Annotated in this window: 18 protein-coding genes; 4 read left to right on the forward strand and 14 right to left on the reverse strand. The window is 54.3% G+C overall.

The features are described from left to right. Nucleotides 1-27 precede the first annotated feature (27 nt). The 3 genes from mnmE (at nt 28) to N5923_RS01740 (ending at nt 3,593) form a co-directional block, all read left to right on the forward strand. A complete protein-coding gene (gene mnmE / locus N5923_RS01730) occupies nt 28-1,392 on the forward strand; it encodes a tRNA uridine-5-carboxymethylaminomethyl(34) synthesis GTPase MnmE (protein WP_267141746.1) in 1,365 nt (454 codons plus the stop codon). A gap of 213 nt (nt 1,393-1,605) precedes the next feature. Next, nucleotides 1,606-2,712 carry an Ldh family oxidoreductase gene (locus tag N5923_RS01735; protein ID WP_267141747.1) on the forward strand — a complete coding sequence of 369 codons (1,107 nt, stop codon included), beginning with the start codon at nt 1,606-1,608 and terminating at the stop codon, nt 2,710-2,712. Nucleotides 2,713-2,849: 137 nt separating this feature from the next. Continuing rightward, nucleotides 2,850-3,593 (forward strand): 4'-phosphopantetheinyl transferase family protein, encoded by a 744-nt coding sequence (locus tag N5923_RS01740; RefSeq protein WP_267141748.1) that lies wholly within the window; start codon nt 2,850-2,852, stop codon nt 3,591-3,593. 60 nt (nt 3,594-3,653) lie between these two features. Here the strand turns inward: N5923_RS01740 and N5923_RS01745 are convergent, their stop codons facing one another. Both N5923_RS01745 and N5923_RS01750 read right to left on the reverse strand, forming a co-directional pair. Continuing rightward, on the reverse strand, nt 3,654-4,967 hold the full coding sequence (locus tag N5923_RS01745) for an NCS2 family permease (protein WP_267141749.1): 1,314 nt from the start codon (nt 4,965-4,967) through the stop codon (nt 3,654-3,656). Beyond that, nucleotides 4,933-5,109 (reverse strand): hypothetical protein, encoded by a 177-nt coding sequence (locus N5923_RS01750; protein ID WP_267141750.1) that lies wholly within the window; start codon nt 5,107-5,109, stop codon nt 4,933-4,935. Before N5923_RS01750 ends, N5923_RS01745 begins: the two co-directional genes overlap by 35 nt. Nucleotides 5,110-5,180: 71 nt before the next feature. Between N5923_RS01750 and yieH the strand changes: the two genes are divergently transcribed. Further along, entirely contained in the window at nt 5,181-5,843 is a 663-nt protein-coding gene (gene yieH, locus N5923_RS01755) for a 6-phosphogluconate phosphatase (RefSeq protein ID WP_267141751.1), read from the forward strand. A gap of 79 nt (nt 5,844-5,922) precedes the next feature. On the opposite strand, the gene N5923_RS01760 is transcribed toward yieH, so the two are convergent. The 12 genes from N5923_RS01760 to atpA form a co-directional block, all read right to left on the reverse strand. Next, complete coding sequence (locus N5923_RS01760; RefSeq protein ID WP_267141752.1) at nt 5,923-7,161, reverse strand: MFS transporter; 1,239 nt, start codon at nt 7,159-7,161, stop codon at nt 5,923-5,925. 224 nt (nt 7,162-7,385) lie between these two features. Beyond that, nucleotides 7,386-8,120, reverse strand: a complete 735-nt coding sequence (gene phoU, locus N5923_RS01765; RefSeq protein ID WP_267141753.1) for a phosphate signaling complex protein PhoU — start codon at nt 8,118-8,120, stop codon at nt 7,386-7,388. Nucleotides 8,121-8,136: 16 nt separating this feature from the next. After that, nucleotides 8,137-8,910 carry a phosphate ABC transporter ATP-binding protein PstB gene (pstB, locus tag N5923_RS01770; RefSeq protein WP_017800299.1) on the reverse strand — a complete coding sequence of 258 codons (774 nt, stop codon included), beginning with the start codon at nt 8,908-8,910 and terminating at the stop codon, nt 8,137-8,139. A gap of 43 nt (nt 8,911-8,953) precedes the next feature. Beyond that, nucleotides 8,954-9,841: a phosphate ABC transporter permease PstA gene (pstA, locus tag N5923_RS01775; protein WP_267141754.1), complete on the reverse strand. Its 888-nt coding sequence runs from the start codon at nt 9,839-9,841 to the stop codon at nt 8,954-8,956. Continuing rightward, nucleotides 9,838-10,800, reverse strand: coding sequence for a phosphate ABC transporter permease PstC (gene pstC / locus N5923_RS01780; protein WP_267141755.1), 963 nt, complete (start codon nt 10,798-10,800; stop codon nt 9,838-9,840). The genes pstA and pstC overlap by 4 nt, the downstream gene beginning before the upstream one ends. 87 nt (nt 10,801-10,887) lie before the next feature. Continuing rightward, entirely contained in the window at nt 10,888-11,928 is a 1,041-nt protein-coding gene (gene pstS / locus N5923_RS01785) for a phosphate ABC transporter substrate-binding protein PstS (protein ID WP_267141756.1), read from the reverse strand. A gap of 222 nt (nt 11,929-12,150) precedes the next feature. Continuing rightward, complete coding sequence (gene glmS, locus N5923_RS01790; RefSeq protein WP_267141757.1) at nt 12,151-13,980, reverse strand: glutamine--fructose-6-phosphate transaminase (isomerizing); 1,830 nt, start codon at nt 13,978-13,980, stop codon at nt 12,151-12,153. Nucleotides 13,981-14,236: 256 nt separating this feature from the next. Next, the gene (gene glmU / locus N5923_RS01795) at nt 14,237-15,607 is read right to left on the reverse strand and encodes a bifunctional UDP-N-acetylglucosamine diphosphorylase/glucosamine-1-phosphate N-acetyltransferase GlmU (RefSeq protein ID WP_267141758.1); all 1,371 of its coding nucleotides are present in this window, start codon (nt 15,605-15,607) and stop codon (nt 14,237-14,239) included. A 166-nt stretch (nt 15,608-15,773) separates the two neighbouring features. Further along, nucleotides 15,774-16,193, reverse strand: a complete 420-nt coding sequence (locus tag N5923_RS01800) for a F0F1 ATP synthase subunit epsilon (protein ID WP_267141759.1) — start codon at nt 16,191-16,193, stop codon at nt 15,774-15,776. A 24-nt stretch (nt 16,194-16,217) separates the two neighbouring features. Beyond that, nucleotides 16,218-17,600, reverse strand: a complete 1,383-nt coding sequence (gene atpD, locus N5923_RS01805) for a F0F1 ATP synthase subunit beta (protein ID WP_267141760.1) — start codon at nt 17,598-17,600, stop codon at nt 16,218-16,220. A 29-nt stretch (nt 17,601-17,629) separates the two neighbouring features. Further along, nucleotides 17,630-18,496, reverse strand: coding sequence for a F0F1 ATP synthase subunit gamma (gene atpG / locus N5923_RS01810; protein WP_017800290.1), 867 nt, complete (start codon nt 18,494-18,496; stop codon nt 17,630-17,632). Between the two features lie 53 nt (nt 18,497-18,549). Next, nucleotides 18,550-20,091 (reverse strand): F0F1 ATP synthase subunit alpha, encoded by a 1,542-nt coding sequence (gene atpA / locus N5923_RS01815; protein ID WP_267141761.1) that lies wholly within the window; start codon nt 20,089-20,091, stop codon nt 18,550-18,552. Between the last annotated feature and the right edge of the window lie 15 nt (nt 20,092-20,106).

Below are 20,106 nucleotides of genomic sequence, written 5' to 3' on the forward strand. Positions count from 1 at the left end.
TTTTTTTGCAGCAAAAGAGAGTTAAACATGAGCCATAGCGATACGATCGTAGCCCAGGCGACACCTCCGGGACGCGGCGGCGTCGGTATCCTGCGCGTTTCCGGCGCCAGAGCGGCCGACGTCGCGCAACAGCTGCTGGGCAAACTGCCTAAGCCCCGTTACGCCGATTATCTGCCATTCCGTGACGCTGAGGGTAACGCGCTCGATCAGGGGATCGCGTTGTGGTTTCCTGGTCCGAACTCCTTTACCGGTGAAGATGTGCTGGAACTGCAGGGCCATGGCGGCCCGGTGATCCTCGATCTGCTGCTGAAACGTATTGTCGCGCTGCCCGGCGTGCGCATTGCGCAGCCAGGCGAGTTCTCCGAACGCGCCTTCCTCAACGATAAGCTCGATTTAGCCCAGGCAGAAGCGATTGCCGACCTGATCGATGCCAGTTCAGAGCAGGCGGCACGCTCGGCGCTGAACTCGTTGCAGGGCGCTTTTTCCGCGCGCGTAAATCATTTAGTGGAAGCACTTACTCACCTGCGAATCTATGTTGAAGCGGCTATCGACTTCCCGGATGAGGAGATCGACTTTCTCTCTGACGGGAAAATTGAAGGGCAGCTGCATACGGTAATCGCCGATCTCGACGCGGTACGTGCGGAAGCGCGTCAGGGCAGCCTGTTGCGTGAAGGGATGAAAGTGGTGATCGCCGGGCGGCCGAACGCCGGTAAATCCAGCCTGCTGAATGCTTTAGCCGGGCGTGACGCCGCTATCGTGACCGATATTGCTGGCACCACCCGCGATGTGCTGCGCGAACATATCCATATCGACGGCATGCCGCTGCATATTATTGATACTGCGGGCTTACGTGAAGCCAGTGACGAAGTAGAGCGCATTGGTATTGAACGTGCCTGGCAGGAGATTGAGCAGGCGGACCGCGTGCTGTTTATGGTTGACGGCACCACCACCGATGCCACCGAACCGGCAGATATCTGGCCTGATTTTATTGCCCGTCTGCCCGCCAGTTTACCGATTACCGTAGTGCGTAATAAAGCGGATATGACCGGTGAAACTCTGGGTATCAGCGAAGTGAATAACCACTCACTAATTCGTCTGTCAGCACGTACTGGCGAAGGTATTGATTTGCTGCGCGACCATCTGAAACAGAGCATGGGTTTCGCTGGCAATATGGAAGGTGGCTTCCTTGCCCGTCGTCGTCATCTGCAGGCGCTGGAACTGGCGGCACAGCACTTACAGCAGGGTAAGCATCAGCTGTTAGGCGCATGGGCTGGTGAGTTGCTGGCGGAAGAGCTGCGTCTGGCGCAGCAGGCGCTGACGGAAATCACCGGTGAGTTTACTTCCGACGACCTGCTGGGGCGGATTTTCTCCAGTTTCTGTATCGGGAAATAAGACACAATAATTGTCCAACACCCTGTTGGACAATTATTTTCCGCCATCGCTTTTAACTTACAAAAGCACCAGCCTCCGCTGTCTCTGCTGCCTGCTCTGATACGGCTATATTGCCGATTTCCGCATAACCTGTTGCCATATGCGCATATAAAACCTAAAAAAAGCAGTGTTATCATCCGTTTTTGAATTTCTGCATGATGCCGCCAAAGCCTGATGAAAAAACCTCTCCTTTTTCCTGCGGAATTACTGTTGCAGCAGACGGAAACCATCCTGCGTGGATGGGGTATCGCCGCTGATGCTGCGCAGCAAACCGCAAAATTAATTATTGAAACCGATCTGCTGGGTATCGACTCCCATGGCATATCAATGCTGCCACACTATGATCGCTTACTACGCGATGCTCAGTGGCATCCCACTGGCGAAACGCGTCTGCTGTCAGAAACGCCAACCACAGCGGTGCTTGATGGCGGCCATGCGCTGGGACATGCCACGGCACAGCGCGCAATCGAGCTGGCGGTCGATAAAAGTGAGCAGTCTGGCCTTGGCTGCGTGGTGGTGCGCAATGCTAACCACTTTGGCGCTGCCGGTTTATATGCCCGCTACGCCGCTGCCAGAGGCAAAATAGCACTGGTCACCAGCACCACGCGCAGTCGCATGCTGGTGCCATCACGCGCCGCGATGCCGGTATTAGGCACCAATCCCATCGCCTTTGCTGCCCCGGCAGGGCGTAATGAAGATTTTGCGCTGGATATGGCCACCACCACCGTTGCCGCTAATAAAATCAAAGTTTATGACTATCAGGAGAAAGATCTGCCTGCCGGGTGGGTGGTCGATGCCCGGGGCGAAGCGGTAACCAGCAGTCGCGAGGGGATGATCACCGTGTATGAGCAGCCGGAAGGCGGGCTTACTCCGCTGGGTGGACTGGAACAAAACGGCGGCCATAAAGGCTATGGCCTGGCGATGATGGCGCAAATTCTGGCTGGCACACTGGCGGGTTCCGCCTTTGCCGCCACCCGTCCGGCGGGCGAGATCCCGGATATCGGCCACTTTTTCCTCGCCATCAATCCCACGGCTTTTGGACCGCTGGCACAGTTCGAGCAGGGCCTGGATGAAGTGATCGATACGCTGCATGCCACACCTGCCAGCGACCCGACCGCACCTGTACTGGTGGCGGGTGAACCGGAAAACCACACCCGCCGCCAGCGTGTGGAATATGGCGTGCCATTGCCTGACTCACTACTGCAGAAGCTGCGGGATATTTGCCAGCAACGTGATTTCAGTGACCTGCTAACGCCTTACGCCAGCCACTCTTCAGGTTAAGCCTGGGGGACTTAGCACGCTCAGTATTAGTCATTTGTCCTATTTTCCGTAAGGAAACGGAAAGTCGGATGAAATTGATTCAGAAAATTCTTACAATACGTACTGATGATTATCCGACCATTTTCACGGAGCGACAGATGGCAAGTCATTTTGTACGCTGGGCGTACGTCCAGACACCGGCACGTTTATCGCGGCTACCTCAGAAATTACTAGAAGATTCCGTAAACCTGAATGAAAAACGCCGTGTGCGTTTTCTTGCCGCGCGATGGTTGCTGGCCGAACTGATGCTGCGCGTGTATGGCATGCAGCAACTACCGGCGCTGATCACTATGAGCAGCGGACGCCCCTGCTTTGCCGATGCCGATCTGCCTGACTTTAGCATCGCCTACGCCGGTAATCAGGTTGGCGTACTGCTGGCAGAAGAGGGTGGGCGCGCCGGGCTGGATATGGAGATTGTCCGCGCCCATAGCCGTCAGACGGTGGAAAATCAGCTGCAATGCCTCTCTTCAGGTGAGAAAGCCTGGATCAATGCCCAACAGGATCCGGTTGAGGCCGCCACCCAGCTATGGACTCTGCGCCAGAGCGTGCTGAAACTGACCGGTGAAAGCCAGCATGATGCTGATGCTTTACGCCTGCATCCCGCTTCCGGCCGCCTGCGTTCAGCCGCCTTTCCCGATATTCAGGCTCTCAGTGATGTTGAGCCGCTGATGGTATGGTCATGCGCCCTGTCGCCAGGCACACAGCGTCTTCGTCTGTGGGAATTAGATCAGGAAAATAACTGGCATGCGCTGCGCGATGTGGAAGTGAGTAAACCGAATATAGGGCCGCGCGCCTTGCGCCTCACCAGCATGCCGCAGGAGCGTCAGGTACAGCAGCATTAAAAAAGCGGCATCAGGGTTGCCTGATACCGCCTTTTCGGTGCTTAACGCGTTACAACGCGCTTAATGCGCATCAATAAACACGATCTTTAATACAAACAGCAGCGCCACCACGACCACGCATGGGCTGATTTCACGCCAGCGCCCGGAGCCTGCCTTCATCACACAGTAAGCAATAAAGCCCAGTGCGATACCTTCGGTGATCGAGAAGCTAAATGGCATCATAACTGCGGTAACAAACGCCGGAACCGCTTCGGTCAGGTCGTCCCACTTCACCCGCGCCAGGCTGGACGTCATCAGCACACCAACGTAGATCAGCGCACCGGCCGCGGCATAGGCCGGCACCATTGCCGCCAGCGGCGACAGGAAGATCACCAGCAGGAACAGAATACCGGTAACTACCGCCATCAGGCCGGTACGGCCGCCGATCGACACGCCGGAAGAGCTTTCAATATAGGCGGTAACCGAAGAGGTGCCGATAAAGGAGCCGACGACCGAGCTGATACTGTCCACATACAGTGCCTGCTTCATGCGGGGGAATTTGCCTTTATCATCGGCTAAACCGGCTTTATCAGTCACGCCAATCAGGGTGCCCGAGGAGTCGAACAGGTTTACCAGCATAAAGGAGAAGATAATTCCGGCCATACCGAGGTTCAGCGAACCCGCCAGATCAACCTGACCAATAATCGATGTTACCGGCGGTGGCGCAGAGAAGAAGCCGGTATATTGCACATCGCCTAACAGCAGACCGATAACGGTGGTAATCACAATCGATACCAGTACCGCCACATGAATATTGCGCGAGGCCAGAATGGCAATAATAAAGAAGCCCAGCGCGCCCAGCAGAACACTGTGCGAGGTCAGGTTGCCGACAGCCACCAGCGTATCTTTATTTGGCACCACAATTCCGGCATTTTTCAGGCCGATCATCGCAATAAACAGACCGATGCCGCTGGTGATACCGACACGCAGACAGACCGGAATATTGGCAATCATCCAGTAGCGCACGCGGAAAATGGTCAGCAGCAGCAGGCCCACCGCGCCCCAGAAAATGGCGCCCATACCGGTCTGCCAGGAGATCCCCATCGCGCCGACCACGACAAAAGCGAAGAAGGCGTTCAGCCCCATCGCTGGCGCCAGCGCCACCGGTAAATTAGCCACCAGCCCCATCAGAATACTGCCGAAGGCCGCAATCAGACAGGTGGTGACAAACACCGCTTGCGTATCCATGCCAGCGACGCCAAGAATTTGTGGGTTCACAAAGACGATATACACCATGGTAAGAAAGGTGGTGAACCCCGCGATCACTTCAGTCCGTGCTGTGGTGCCATGCTCTTGCAGTTTAAACAGGCGCTGCAGTAAACCTTGTTTGTTCATTATCAGATTCCGAACGAAAGGAAATGTTGTCGTTGGCTATCCTATACCAAAAAGCACATTTTTGATGCGGATCACATTGATTTTTCGCAACCGATTGCGCAGTTTTTACCGCTTTATCGCCGCCATTAACAGTAATTGACATTTGCTGGTCGCAATCCTGACACAGTTGGTTAAAGATGTGATGACATCTTCGACCCTTAAAGGACAAGCGCGATGAGTATTGAATGTGTGTTTTTTGATTGTGACGGTACGCTGGTGGATAGCGAACTGATTTGCACCCAATCCTATGTAAATACCTTTGCGCAGTATGGCGTTGCGTTATCGCTTCAGGAGATGTTTGAAAAGTACAAGGGCGTGAAGCTGTATGACATTGTTGCCGATGTCTGCGCACAGCATCAGCTGGATGTGCCGGTGGCAGAACTGGAAAGCGCTTACCGCAAGGAAGTAGCCCGACTGTTCGATGCCGGCCTGCAACCGATTGCCGGGGCGCAGCAGCTGCTGGCGCAGGTGAGTGTGCCGATGTGCGTGGTATCGAACGGTACGGTGAAGAAGATGCAGCACTCCCTTGGGCTAACCGATATGCTACGCTATTTTGATGACCGGTTGTATAGCGGTTACGATATCGAACGCTGGAAACCCGATCCTGAACTGATGTTTCACGCGGCGGAGAAGATGGACGTCGCAGTTGAGCGCTGCATTCTGGTCGATGATTCCGAAGCGGGTGCAAAAGCCGGCATTGCTGCCGGCATTCCGGTATTTTACTACTGCGCTGATGCCCATAATCAGCCGCTTGATCATCCGCTGGTAACCATGTTTGACGATATGGCGCAGCTACCGGCGCTGTGGAAAGCGCGCGGCTGGTCGATTACGGCCTGACGCTACGGGCGGCGAGAACGCCGTCATTACTGCCAACGCATATCATCGGCACGGGCGGCGAGAACGCCGCCCCTGGAGGTTAGCCAATGGCGCCCAGCGCATCTTCATTGCCCTGCTGCTTCGGTAACAAAAACAGCGTGGCGATAATATCCAGCAGGTAGATCAGCGCCAGCAGGGTGATCGCCGCGACAAACGACCATTGCGTCACCAGCAGGCCAATCACCAGTGGACCAAAACCACCGACGCCACGTCCAAGGTTAAATAACACGTTTTGCGCCGTGGCGCGCGCCTGCACCGGATAGGTATCGGAGATCAGCGCGCCGTAGCCACCAATCATGCCGTTTACAAACATCCCCATCAGCGCGCCGGTAAACAGCATCACCATCGGATCGCGCAGCTGGGCATAGATCACCACCATAATTACTGCGCCGAACTGGTAGATCAGGAAAATCTTCCAGCGGGCAAAACGGTCAGCCAGCACGCCAAACAGCCAGATACCGAAGGTCATGCCGACCACAGTAACCGCCGTCCATAATCCGGATTTAGTCAGGGAAAAACCAAAGTTGGAAGAGAGATAACTTGGCATCCAGATCATCAGACCGTAATAGCCGAAGTTCTGCACCGAGCAGAGGATAAGAATTCCGAGGCTGGCTTTGCTGGTTGGCGCGTCTTTAAACAGCAGCTTCAGCCGCGCGACAAACGACAGCGCTGGCGCGGTTTCTACCTGACGGCTAAAGGCTTCCGGCTCTCCCATGCCGCGGCGAATCATAAACGACAGCAGCGCAGGCAGCAGACCGACCAGAAACATGCCGCGCCAGCCAATGATATCCAGCAGGAAAGGGGTGATAAACGCCGCCAGCAGCACGCCAAGCTGCCAGCCCATACCGACCCATGCCGAGGCGCGGTTACGCTTATTGGCGGGCCAGGCTTCAGCAATCAGCGCCATACCGATGCCAAACTCCCCCCCGAGGCCAACTCCCGCCAGCGTGCGATAAATCAGCAGATCCCAGTAGCCCTGCGCCACGGCGCATAAGCCGGTAAACAGTGAAAACATCAGAATAGTAAAGGTCAGTACACGAATACGGCCAAGACGGTCACTGAGATGGCCAAAGATAATACCGCCGAGCACGGCGCCGATCAGCGTCCAGGTCACCAGCGAACCGGCCTGCGAGGGATTTAATATCAGAGAGGCACTAATGGCTGGCAGCATAAAGCCAAGGATCAGCAGATCAAAACCATCCATGGCATAGCCACTAACGGCAGCGAGCATCGCTTTCGCAGGGGTCGCGCTCTGCTTCGCGTGCTTGGGTATCGACATGTTTCAGGACCAGACAATTCAAATTGTGCGCCAAGTATATAGCAGGCGGAACAATTTGAAACACTCGAGGGGAGCCGTTTTCGGCTCCGCCTGGCAAGGGGCACGGGCGGCGAGAACGTCGCCCCTACCACGTAATCTCTGAAACCGGCGTCGGGGAGCCGTTTTCGGCTCCGCCTGGCAAGGGGCATGGGCGGCGAGAACGTCGCCCCTGGGAGATGGAAGGATTATGCGGGATTACTGCCGCCGTCGTCGCCAGCCAGCAGCTTGTCCAGCTGGTCGCCGCCAACATGACGGAAGTCCTGACCTTTAACGAAATAGAAGATAATTTCGCAAATGTTCTGACAACGGTCGCCGATACGCTCAATGGCGCGCGCGCAGAATAGCGCGGTCAGCACGCTGGGAATGGTGCGTGGATCTTCCATCATATAGGTCATCAGCTGACGCACGATACCTTCATACTCCTGATCGACCTTCTTGTCTTCGCGGTAAATCTGGATTGCCGCATTGAGATCCATACGCGCAAAGGCATCCAGCACATCATGCAGCATCTGCACGGTGTGATGGCCGAGGGATTCCAGGCTGACCAGCAGCGGCAGATGCTGCTGACTGAATTTCTCCAGCGCAGTGCGGCTGATTTTCTCTGCTACATCACCAATACGCTCCAGCTCAGAGATGGTTTTGATAATCGCCATCACCAGGCGTAGGTCACTGGCAGTCGGCTGACGTTTGGCGATGATGCGCACGCAGGCTTCATCAATCTCCACTTCCATCATATTGACCTTGTGATCGCCTTCAATCACCTGTTTCGCCAGCTCGCCATCCTGGTTATGCATCGCGGTAATCGCATCGGTGAGCTGTTGCTCCACCATGCCACCCATGATCATCACCTGAGTACGAATGTGCTCCAGCTCGGCATTGAACTGGCCGGAGATATGTTTGTTCAGATTTAAGTTATCCATGGTTTCTCCAGTCAAATCAGCCGTAGCGCCCGGTAATATAGTCTTCAGTCTGCTTCTGATGCGGCTTGGTAAACAGCGTATCAGTATCGCTAAACTCAATCAGTTCACCGAGATACATAAAGGCAGTATGGTCAGAACAGCGTGCGGCTTGTTGCATGTTATGCGTCACAATCACCACAGTGTAATCCTGCTTCAGTTCGGTAATCAGCTCTTCAATGCGGCCGGTAGAGATCGGATCCAGCGCGGAGCATGGCTCATCCAGCAGCAGCACTTCCGGGCGAATGGCGATGCCGCGGGCGATACACAGACGCTGCTGCTGGCCACCTGAAAGGCTGTAACCGCTCTGATGCAGCTTATCTTTGGTTTCATTCCACAATGCCGCCTTGGTCAACGCCCATTGTACGCGCTCGTCCATATCAGTGCGCGACAGCTTCTCAAACAGACGGACACCAAAAGCGATATTGTCGTAAATCGACATCGGGAATGGCGTCGGCTTCTGGAACACCATGCCGACGCGGGCGCGCAGCAGGGCGATATCCTGCGTTGCGGTCAAAATATTCTCGCCATCCAGCAAAATTTCGCCTTCCGCGCGCTGCTCAGGATAGAGCGAGAACATCTTGTTAAAAGTGCGCAGCAGCGTTGATTTACCACAGCCTGACGGACCGATAAACGCCGTCACCTGGTTTTTGGCGATATCCAGGTTGATATTCTTCAGGGCATGGAATTTCCCGTAGTAGAAGTTCAGATCGCGAACCTGCATTTTGCCGGGAGCTTTATTCACCATACTCATTCTCTTCTCTCTTATTCAGTGCCGCCGCAGCCGCGCTGTTAAATTAATGTTTGCTTTTGGCAAAGATTACACGTGCCAGAATATTCAGTAACAGCACACACAGCGTAATAATCAGTACCCCCGCCCAGGCCAGACTCTGCCATTCGGCAAACGGACTCATGGCGAATTTAAAGATAGTGACCGGCAGGTTGGCGATCGGCTGCATCATGTCGGTACTCCAGAACTGGTTCGACAATGAAGTAAACAGCAGCGGCGCGGTTTCACCAGCAATACGCGCTATCGCCAGCAATACACCGGTCAGGATACCGGAGACTGAGGCTTTTAATGTGATAGCGGAGATCATTTTCCACTTCGGTGTGCCGAGAGCATAAGCCGCTTCACGCAGGCTGTCTGGCACCAGTTTCAGCATATTTTCGGTGGTGCGGATCACAATCGGCACCTGCAGCAGCGCCAGCGCAATCACCCCGGCCCAGCCGGAGAAGTGCTCCATTTTGGCCACCACAATGGTATACACAAACAGACCGACCACAATCGACGGCGCCGACAGCAGGATGTCATTAATAAAGCGAATGACTTCTGCCAGTATCGATTTACGGCCAAATTCCGCCAGATAGATCCCCGCCATAATCCCCAGCGGCGTACCAAATATAGTCGCCCACAGGATTAACAGGCCGCTACCGGCAAAGGCATTCGCCAGACCGCCGCCCGGGCTGTTCGGTGGCGGCGTCATTTCGGTAAACAGCGCCAGCGACATCCCGTCGATGCCGCGGGTGACGGTCGAAAACAGGATCCAGATCAGCCAGAACAGACCAAATGCCATGGTCAGCAGCGATAACGTCAGCGCAATGCGGTTTTTCATCCGGCGCCACGCCTGCATCTTGCGGCGTGAAGCATTCAGCTCTTCACGCGCCTGCATTTCAATGGTTGTCATGTGCGCGCCCCTTCACTTTTCGCTAAACGCATCACCATCAGCTTCGAGCAGGCCAGCACAATAAAGGTGATCACAAACAGAATCAGACCCAGTTCCATCAGCGCGGCGGTATGCAGACCCGATTCGGCTTCAGAAAATTCGTTAGCCAGCGCCGAGGTAATACTGTTGCCCGGCATAAACAGCGAAGCGCTGTCCAGCTGGTAGGTGTTACCGATGATAAAGGTCACCGCCATGGTTTCACCCAGCGCACGGCCAAGACCGAGCATCACGCCGCCAATGACTCCGTTCTTGGTAAACGGCAACACGATGCGCCAGATCACTTCCCAGGTAGTGCAGCCGATGCCATATGCGGACTCTTTCATCAGTACCGGCGTCTGTTCAAACACATCACGCATCACCGAAGCGATATACGGAATAATCATAATGGCGAGGATCACCCCGGCAGCCAGAATACCGATCCCGAACGCCGGACCTTCGAACAGTGCGCCGACTAACGGAATGCCGGAGAGCACATTACCTACTGGCGTCTGAAAATATTCGGCAAACAGCGGAGCGAAGATAAACAGCCCCCACATGCCATATACGATACTGGGAATCGCTGCCAGCAGCTCAATCGCCACGCCAAGCGGACGACGCAACCAGCCCGGCGCCAGTTCGGTCAGGAACAGCGCGATGCCGAAACTGACCGGTACCGCGATCAGCAGGGCGATAAAGGAAGTGATCAGGGTGCCGTAAATCGGTACCAGCGCACCGAAATTCTCGTTTGGCGCATCCCACTCTTTGGTCCACAGGAAGGCAAAACCGAATTTCTCGATGCTGGGCCAGGAGGCAATAATCAGAGAGACGATAATGCCGCCCAACAGAAATAGCACAATCAGCGCAGCCAGTCTGACCAGCGCACCGAAGAGGATATCGCCCTGTTTGCCGGGGGCCTTAAATGTCGGCTTGCTTGCAGCCATAGAATTCTCGACGTTAAGATGGAAATGGCGGCACGAGGCCGCCCTGTGTGACGAACCGAATCCCTTCGGTTCCGCACTGAGTATGGCTTAGTACAGCGCTTTACCGGTGCTGTCTTTGATATTGGTCTTCCATGCGGCACGGATCTGCTCAGTCACTTCTTTTGGCAGTGGCGAGTAATCCAGCGCACTGGCTTCTTTCGCGCCATCTTTATAGGCCCAGTCGAAGAACTTCAGCACTTCAGCGGTCTGCTCTGGCTTAGCGGCAGATTTATGCAGAAGGATGAAAGTGGTAGAGGTGATTGGCCAGACGTTGTCGCCTTTCTGGTTGGTCAGGTCCTGAGCGAAGGTTTTATTCCAGTCTGCGCCTTTCGCCGCATTGCTGAAGCTCTCTTCGGTCGGGCTTACCGCTTTACCGCCCGCATCCACCAGTTTGGTGTAGGTCAGGTTGTTCTGTTTGGCGTAGGCATACTCAACGTAACCGATTGAACCTGGCAGACGCTGAACAAAGGCGGCGATGCCGTCGTTGCCTTTACCGCCCAGACCGGTTGGCCAGTTTACCGTTGAACCGGCGCCGACTTTCGATTTCCACTCTTCATTAACTTTAGCCAGGTAGCTGGTAAAGACGAATGAAGTACCGGAACCGTCAGCACGACGCACCACCGCGATATTGGTTTCTGGCAGTTTCACGCCCGGGTTCAGTTTCACGATGGCGGCATCGTTCCACTTTTTGATCTTACCGAGGTAGATATCACCGAGGGTTTTACCGTCGAGCACCAGCTCGCCAGATTTCAGGCCAGGGATATTAACCGCCAGCACCACACCGCCAATTACCGTTGGGAACTGGAACAGGCCGTCGGCGTTTAATTTCTCGTCAGACAGTGGCGCATCGGATGCGCCGAAATCGACGGTTTTGGCAATAATCTGTTTTACGCCACCTGATGAGCCGATACCCTGGTAGTTGATTTTATTACCAGTTGATTTCTGATAGGTATCCGCCCACTTGGCATACACCGGTGCCGGGAAAGTCGCTCCCGCGCCAGTCAGGCTTGCTGCTGCCATGGCAGAAGCTGCGCTCAAAGATACGGTTGCTGCGACAATACGAGCTAAGGTGCTATGCATCAGTGTCATATTCCCTCCGGGGGAGTAAAAGTCAGGCTCTAAGCCGTTTTAATAAGATTTATCATTGCTGCTGGAGGCAAAATAGGACAGTTTGGTGACAGTAAAATGTACGATATATGACAGTTTTGTGACATCAGGCTAATTTGTGAAAAATGAATACCTCCCATGGATTAACCAAATAAAAACGCCGGTCATTGACCGGCGTTTTTGTTTACAGCGTAATCGTCTCGGTTACTCGACGGTAACCGATTTCGCCAGGTTACGTGGCTGATCGACATCGGTGCCTTTAATCAGCGCCACATGGTACGAGAGCAGCTGCAACGGCACGGTGTAGAAGATCGGAGCAATCATCTCTTCAACGTGTGGCAGAGAGATAATACGCATCCCTTCGCTGTCGCTGAAACCGGCATCCTGATCGGCAAACACATACAGCAAACCGCCGCGGGCGCGCACTTCTTCGATATTCGATTTCAATTTTTCCAGCAGCTCGTTATTCGGCGCTACCACGATCACCGGCATATCCGCATCAATCAGCGCCAGTGGACCGTGCTTCAGCTCACCAGCAGCATAGGCTTCGGCGTGGATATAGGAGATCTCTTTCAGCTTCAGCGCACCTTCCATCGCAATCGGGTACTGATCGCCACGGCCAAGGAACAGCGCATGATGTTTGTCAGAGAAATCTTCCGCCAGTGCTTCAATCAGCTTGTCCTGCGACAGCATCTGCTCGATACGGCTTGGCAAAGCCTGCAAGCCATGCACGATATCGTGCTCGATTTGCGCATCCACGCCTTTCAGGCGGCCAATCTTCGCTACCAGCATCAGTAACACCGTCAGCTGAGTGGTAAAGGCTTTGGTTGATGCTACGCCAATTTCAGTACCGGCTTTGGTCATCAGCGCCAGGTCGGACTCACGCACCAGCGAGGAACCCGCCACGTTACAGATAGCCAGCGAACCGAGATAGCCCAGCTCCTTCGACAGGCGCAGCGCGGCCAGCGTATCGGCGGTTTCACCGGATTGCGACAGGGTGATCAGCAGGCTGTTTTTTCGCACCGCGGATTTGCGATAGCGGAATTCAGAGGCGATCTCAACGTCACACGGCACATTGGCCAGCGCTTCAAACCAGTAACGGGAAACCATACCGGAGTTATACGAGGTGCCGCAGGCGACGATCTGGATATGCTCAACCTGGCCCAGTAAGGTGTTAGCATTGGCGCCCAGTTCAGAAAGATCGACTTCACCATGGCTAAAACGACCGGCTAAGGTGTTTTTAATCGCCATTGGCTGTTCGTAGATCTCTTTCTGCATATAGTGGCGATAGATGCCTTTATCACCGGCATCGTACTGCACTTTAGATTCGATTTCCTGACGCTGTACGCTGTTACCACTGCGATCGATGATGGTCACATCACGACGGGTAATCTCAGCAATATCGCCCTCTTCGAGGTAGATAAAGCGACGGGTAACCGGCAGCAGCGCCAGCTGATCGGAGGCAATAAAGTTTTCACCAACGCCACGACCAATCACCAGTGGGCTGCCAGAACGCGCAGCGACCACACGCGACGGATCGCGGCTATCCATAATCACCATACCGTAAGCACCACGCAGCTGCGGGATCACACGCAACACCACTTCACGCAGTGAACCACCCTGCTGCTGCTCCCAGTGCACCAGATGCGCCACCACTTCGGTGTCGGTTTCTGAGGCAAAGCGGTAACCGCGTTCAATCAGCAAAGCACGCAGCGGCTCATGGTTCTCAATAATGCCGTTATGTACGATGATGATATGTTCTGAGATATGCGGATGCGCGTTCGCTTCGGAAGGTTCTCCGTGCGTCGCCCAGCGGGTATGCGCAATACCAGTGCCGCCCACCAGCTGAGTATCTTCAGCGGCTTCGACCAGTTTCTGCACTTTACCCAGGCGACGCAGACGCGTTACCTGGCCCTGCTGATCAACCACTGCCAGACCCGCGGAGTCATAACCACGGTATTCCAGGCGACGCAGACCTTCGAGAAGGATTTCTGCGATATCACGTTGCGCTACTGCACCAACAATTCCACACATAATTATTTTCCTGACAAAATGGCGTTTCAGCGCCATTTGCGTTGTCCTGTGACCTGATTTTTCCGACGAGATTTACGTGCTTACGCATCGAACCTGCGGATTCCCCGAGCCTTGTAGAGTGGGGAGTATTATTTTTTATAACTCCCTCCCCCGTTTTACGGGGGAGGGTTGGAGTGGGGGAACTATTAGCACTGAGGTCGCCAGCTCCCCCATCCTGACCTTCCCCACAACGTGGGGGGAAGGGACCAATAGGGCACTATTTCTTTTTAACCGGGCGCTGCCAGCCTGACTTATGGTTCTGCTCTTTACGGTTATAGACCAGATCGGCAGCGGTGATATCTTTCATTACCGTGGTGCCAGCGGCGATAGTGGCGCCACTGGCCACCGTCACCGGCGCCAACAGCTGGGTATCAGAGCCGACAAACACGTTGTCGCCAATGATCGTCTTATATTTATTCGCGCCATCGTAATTACAGGTAATCGTACCCGCGCCGATATTCACCCCGGCACCAATCTCCGCATCGCCAAGGTAGCTAAGATGGCCGGCCTTGGAGCCTTTGCCAAGACGCGCTTTTTTCATCTCGACAAAGTTACCGACATGCGCGCCTTCCGCCAGTTCGCTACCCGGACGCAGGCGGGCAAATGGCCCGATAGTACAGGCAGTGCCCAGCTCAGCATCCTCAACCACGCTATACGGGCTGATTTCGCAGTTATCACCAATCACACTATTTTTAATTACGCAGCCGGTGCCGATTTTGACACCATTACCGAGGGTTACCTGACCTTCGATAATCACATTGGTGTCGATCACCACATCACGGCCATGCTCAAGGTTGCCGCGCAGATCAAAGCGCGCCGGATCCTGTAGCATCACCCCCGCCAGCAGCAGCTTTTCTGCCTGCTCGGCCTGATATACTCGTTCAAGGGTAGCCAGTTGCAGGCGGTTATTGACGCCTTCGGTTTCGCTGATACGCGCCGGATGAACTGCGGCAATTTTGCGGCCTTCATGATGGGCGAGGGCGATAATATCGGTGATGTAATACTCACCCTGCGCATTGTTGTTGGTCAGTTTGCTTAACCAGCGCTTCATATCCGCGCCGTTGGCAATCAGAATGCCGGTGTTGATTTCAGTGATCGCCAGCTGTTCAGCGCTGGCGTCCTTCTGCTCAATAATCCCCACCACATCGCCCTGCTGACGCAGGATGCGGCCATAGCCGGTGGGATTATCCAGAATTACCGTCAGTAAACCGATGCCACCCTGCGGTTTTGCGCTGCGCAGGCGTTCAAGGGTTGCCACCGAGATCAATGGTACATCGCCGTACAGCATCAGAATATCTTCGTCATCGGCAAAGTGTGGCGCCGCCTGCTGCATCGCATGACCGGTACCCAGCTGCTCCGCCTGCAAAACCCAGCTCAGCGAATGATCGTTCAGCGTCGATTTCAGCAGTTCGCCGCCATGACCATACACCAGGTTGATCTTGTCAGCGCCCAGATGTTTAGCGGCATCAATGACGTGTTGCACCATCGGTTTCCCTGCCAGAGTATGCAGGACTTTAGGAAGATCTGAATACATGCGGGTTCCCTTGCCGGCAGCAAGTATAACCACGCTCATTGTGCTGTTTGACATAGACATCCTGACCATTCTTTTGATAAAGGAAGTAAAGCGGTTTAAGTCTGAGATTACTACATTTTTCTCAGTACGAAATTAGCCTGCTAACCGAAAATTCGCTGAGTACAGATAAAAAAAATGCCGGTCAGATAACTGACCGGCACCTTAAGACATAAAGCCTGGGTTACATCGCTTTCCTGGTCAACTCGATAACGCGCAATTTGGCGATCGCTTTGGCCAGTTCAGCCGATGCCTGAGCAAAATCGACATCGCCGTGAGAGCTGTTCATATGCTCTTCCGCTTTGCGTTTCGCTTCGAGCGCTCGCGCTTCGTCGAGATCTGTTCCGCGAATCGCCGTGTCAGCCAGCACCGTAGTCGAGCCTGGCTGCACTTCCAGCACGCCGCCGGAGAGATAGATAAACTCCTCTTCGCCGTGCTGTTTAACGATACGAATCATACCAGGCTTAATGGCGGTGAGCAGCGGGGCGTGGCCCGGGTAAATACCCAGCTCACCTTCGCTACCTGACACCTGGATATGTTGCACCAGACCAGAGAACATTTTTTGCTCTGCGCTGACCACATCCAGATGATAAGTCATAGCCATATCTAACCTCCTGGGAAACTGTTATTACAGTTTCTTCGCTTTTTCCACGGCTTCGTCGATGGAACCAACCATGTAGAAAGCCTGCTCTGGCAGATGGTCGAATTCACCTTCCATAATGCCTTTAAAGCCACGGATGGTATCTTTCAGCGACACATACTTGCCTGGAGAACCGGTGAAGACTTCTGCCACGAAGAACGGCTGGGACAGGAAACGCTGCATCTTACGAGAGCGTGCTACCACCAGTTTGTCATCTTCTGACAGCTCATCCATACCCAGGATGGCGATGATGTCTTTCAGTTCCTGATAACGCTGCAGCAGGGACTGTACGCCACGCGCGGTGTCGTAGTGTTCCTGACCAACAACCAGCGGATCCAGCTGACGGCTGGTGGAGTCCAGCGGGTCAACGGCCGGGTAGATACCCAGAGAAGCGATCTGACGGCTCAGTACCACGGTTGCGTCAAGGTGCGCAAAGGTGGTGGCTGGAGATGGGTCAGTCAAGTCATCCGCAGGAACGTAAACTGCCTGTACGGAAGTGATGGAACCGGTCTTCGTGGAGGTAATACGCTCCTGAAGCACGCCCATCTCTTCTGCCAGCGTTGGCTGATAACCTACCGCAGATGGCATACGACCCAGCAGGGCTGATACTTCAGTACCGGCCAGGGTATAACGGTAGATGTTATCGACGAACAGCAGTACGTCACGACCTTCATCACGGAATTTCTCCGCCATGGTCAGACCGGTCAGTGCAACGCGCAGACGGTTACCCGGCGGCTCATTCATCTGGCCATACACTAACGATACTTTATCGATAACGTTAGAGTCGGTCATTTCGTGGTAGAAGTCGTTACCTTCACGGGTACGCTCGCCCACACCGGCAAATACGGAGTAACCTGAGTGCTCGATCGCGATGTTACGGATCAGCTCCATCATGTTAACGGTTTTACCCACACCCGCACCGCCGAACAGACCGACTTTACCGCCCTTAGCGAACGGACACATCAGGTCGATAACTTTGATACCGGTTTCCAGCAGTTCCTGCGAGCTTGACAGCTCTTCATAGGAAGGAGCCGGACGGTGAATAGCCCAACGGACTTCTTCGCCGATGTCGCCTTTCATATCGATCGGCTCACCCAGCACGTTCATGATACGGCCGAGTGTTGCAGTACCTACCGGTACTTCGATTGGGTGACCAAGGTCCACTGTTGGCAGACCGCGCTTCAGGCCGTCTGAGGAACCCATGGCGATGGTACGAACCACGCCACCACCCAGCTGCTGCTGAACTTCCAGCACCAGACGAGCGTCACCATTCTGAACCTCAAGAGCGCTGTACACTTGTGGTACTGCGTCCTGAGGGAATTCGACGTCGACCACGGCGCCGATTACCTGGACAATCTTTCCAGTAGCCATCTTAATCCTCTACCTAATATTTAACCTGGTTAAACCGCGGAGGCCCCCGAGACAATCTCGGTAAGTTCCTGGGTGATGCTGGCCTGACGAGCTTTGTTGTATACCAACTGCAGCTCTTTGATCAGGTTACCGCCGTTATCGGTTGCAGCTTTCATCGCCACCATACGCGCGGCCTGCTCGCTGGCCAGGTTTTCTACAACACCCTGGTAAACCTGAGACTCTACATAGCGACGCAGTAAAGTATCCAGCAGCCCTTTCGGATCCGGCTCATACAGGTAATCCCAGGTCTTCTTCTTCAGATCCGCTTCATCTTCTGCTGGTGGTAATGGCAGCAGCTGAGTGATCTGAGGAGACTGAGACATGGTGTTGATAAATTTGTTGCTGACGATAAACAGCTTATCTAAGCGGCCTTCATCGTAAGCCTGCAGCATAACTTTAACCGGGCCAATCAGTTCAGACAGGGAAGGTTTATCTCCCATGCCGGTAACCTGAGCAACCACGTTGCCGCCGACAGAACTGAAGAATGACAGACCTTTGGAACCGATAATCGCCAGATCGCTCTCGACGCCTTTATCAGCCCAGGCTTTCATATCAGCCAGCACTCTTTTGAACAGGTTAATGTTCAAACCACCACAAAGACCACGGTCGGTCGAAACGACCAGGTAGCCAACGCGCTTAACGTCGCGCTCCGCAAGGTAAGGGTGTTTGTACTCCAGATTACCCAACGCAATGTGACCAATCACTTTGCGCATGGTATCTGCATAAGGACGGCTGGCCGCCATGCGTTCCTGCGATTTACGCATTTTGGAGGCGGCGACCATTTCCATCGCTTTGGTGATCTTTTGCGTGTTCTGGACGCTTCCGATCTTACTACGTATCTCTTTTGCGCCGGCCATAAGCTTCTCCTCAAAGCCTTGCGGCTTGCCCTATCAGGACAAGCCGCCAGACGTTACCAGGACTGGGTTGCTTTGAACGTATCGAGCAGGCCTTTCAGCTTCTCTTCGATATCGTTGTTGTAGTTACCCGACTGGTTGATTTCAGCCATCAGCTCGACGTGATCGCGATCCGCGTAAGCCAGCAGCGCAGCTTCGAAGCTACCGATTTTCGCCAGTTCGACGTCATTCAGATAACCACGTTCAGCAGCGAACAGTACCAGACCCTGCTGTGCAACAGACATAGGTGCATACTGTTTCTGCTTCAGCAGCTCAGTCACTTTCTGGCCGTGGCTCAGCTGTTTGCGGGTTGCTTCATCCAGATCGGAAGCGAACTGAGAGAACGCCGCCAGTTCACGATACTGCGCCAGCGCGGTACGAATACCACCGGACAGTTTCTTGATGATCTTGGTCTGAGCAGCACCGCCCACACGAGATACGGAGATACCCGGGTTAACTGCCGGACGAATACCGGAGTTAAACAGGTTAGTTTCCAGGAAGATCTGACCATCAGTAATCGAAATTACGTTGGTTGGAACGAACGCAGAAACGTCACCTGCCTGGGTTTCGATGATTGGCAGCGCAGTCAGAGAACCGGTTTTACCTTTCACTTCACCTTTGGTGAATGCTTCAACGTACTCCGCGTTAACGCGAGATGCACGCTCCAGCAGACGGGAGTGGAGGTAGAACACGTCACCAGGGAATGCTTCACGACCCGGCGGACGACGCAGCAGCAGGGAAACCTGACGGTATGCAATAGCCTGTTTAGACAGGTCATCGTAAACGATCAGTGCATCTTCACCGCGGTCACGGAAATATTCGCCCATCGCACAACCGGCATACGGCGCCAGGTATTGCAGTGCAGCGGATTCTGATGCAGTAGCAACCACAACAATGGTGTTAGCCAGTGCGTTGTGTTCTTCCAGCTTACGAACCACGTTAGAAATGGTGGACGCTTTCTGGCCGATGGCCACGTACACACATTTAATACCGGAATCACGCTGGTTGATGATTGCATCGATCGCCATCGCGGTTTTACCGGTCTGACGGTCACCGATGATCAGCTCACGCTGGCCACGGCCGATTGGAATCATTGCATCGACAGATTTGTAACCGGTCTGAACAGGCTGATCAACAGACTGACGTTCGATAACGCCAGGTGCAATCACTTCGATTGGCGAGAAGCCATCGTTATCAATGGCGCCTTTGCCATCAATAGGTGCGCCCAGCGTGTTCAGCACGCGACCTAACAGGCCACGACCAACCGGAACTTCCAGAATACGACCAGTACACTTAACTTTCATGCCTTCGGCAAGGTCAGCGTACGGGCCCATCACAACTGCACCTACCGAGTCACGCTCGAGGTTCAGTGCGATAGCGTAACGGTTACCCGGCAGGGCAATCATCTCACCCTGCATCACATCGGCCAGGCCGTGTACGCGGATGATACCGTCACTTACAGAAACAATAGTACCTTCATTGTGAGCTTCGCTCACTACATTGAACTGAGCAATGCGCTGCTTGATCAGTTCGCTGATTTCGGTGGAATTCAGTTGCATATGCTCCAAGTCCCC

The organism is Winslowiella arboricola (genome assembly GCF_025527015.1).
GTDB classification, from domain to species: Bacteria; Pseudomonadota; Gammaproteobacteria; order Enterobacterales; family Enterobacteriaceae; genus Erwinia; species Erwinia arboricola.

Coding starts and splice junctions, on each gene's coding strand:
- mnmE (WP_267141746.1), top strand. CDS start 28: ATGAGCCATAGCGATACGATCGTAGCCCAGGCGACACCTCCGGGACGC.
- N5923_RS01735 (WP_267141747.1), top strand. CDS start 1,606: ATGAAAAAACCTCTCCTTTTTCCTGCGGAATTACTGTTGCAGCAGACG.
- N5923_RS01740 (WP_267141748.1), top strand. CDS start 2,850: ATGGCAAGTCATTTTGTACGCTGGGCGTACGTCCAGACACCGGCACGT.
- N5923_RS01745 (WP_267141749.1), bottom strand. CDS start 4,967: ATGAACAAACAAGGTTTACTGCAGCGCCTGTTTAAACTGCAAGAGCAT.
- N5923_RS01750 (WP_267141750.1), bottom strand. CDS start 5,109: ATGTCAATTACTGTTAATGGCGGCGATAAAGCGGTAAAAACTGCGCAA.
- yieH (WP_267141751.1), top strand. CDS start 5,181: ATGAGTATTGAATGTGTGTTTTTTGATTGTGACGGTACGCTGGTGGAT.
- N5923_RS01760 (WP_267141752.1), bottom strand. CDS start 7,161: ATGTCGATACCCAAGCACGCGAAGCAGAGCGCGACCCCTGCGAAAGCG.
- phoU (WP_267141753.1), bottom strand. CDS start 8,120: ATGGATAACTTAAATCTGAACAAACATATCTCCGGCCAGTTCAATGCC.
- pstB (WP_017800299.1), bottom strand. CDS start 8,910: ATGAGTATGGTGAATAAAGCTCCCGGCAAAATGCAGGTTCGCGATCTG.
- pstA (WP_267141754.1), bottom strand. CDS start 9,841: ATGACAACCATTGAAATGCAGGCGCGTGAAGAGCTGAATGCTTCACGC.
- pstC (WP_267141755.1), bottom strand. CDS start 10,800: ATGGCTGCAAGCAAGCCGACATTTAAGGCCCCCGGCAAACAGGGCGAT.
- pstS (WP_267141756.1), bottom strand. CDS start 11,928: ATGACACTGATGCATAGCACCTTAGCTCGTATTGTCGCAGCAACCGTA.
- glmS (WP_267141757.1), bottom strand. CDS start 13,980: ATGTGTGGAATTGTTGGTGCAGTAGCGCAACGTGATATCGCAGAAATC.
- glmU (WP_267141758.1), bottom strand. CDS start 15,607: ATGTCAAACAGCACAATGAGCGTGGTTATACTTGCTGCCGGCAAGGGA.
- N5923_RS01800 (WP_267141759.1), bottom strand. CDS start 16,193: ATGGCTATGACTTATCATCTGGATGTGGTCAGCGCAGAGCAAAAAATG.
- atpD (WP_267141760.1), bottom strand. CDS start 17,600: ATGGCTACTGGAAAGATTGTCCAGGTAATCGGCGCCGTGGTCGACGTC.
- atpG (WP_017800290.1), bottom strand. CDS start 18,496: ATGGCCGGCGCAAAAGAGATACGTAGTAAGATCGGAAGCGTCCAGAAC.
- atpA (WP_267141761.1), bottom strand. CDS start 20,091: ATGCAACTGAATTCCACCGAAATCAGCGAACTGATCAAGCAGCGCATT.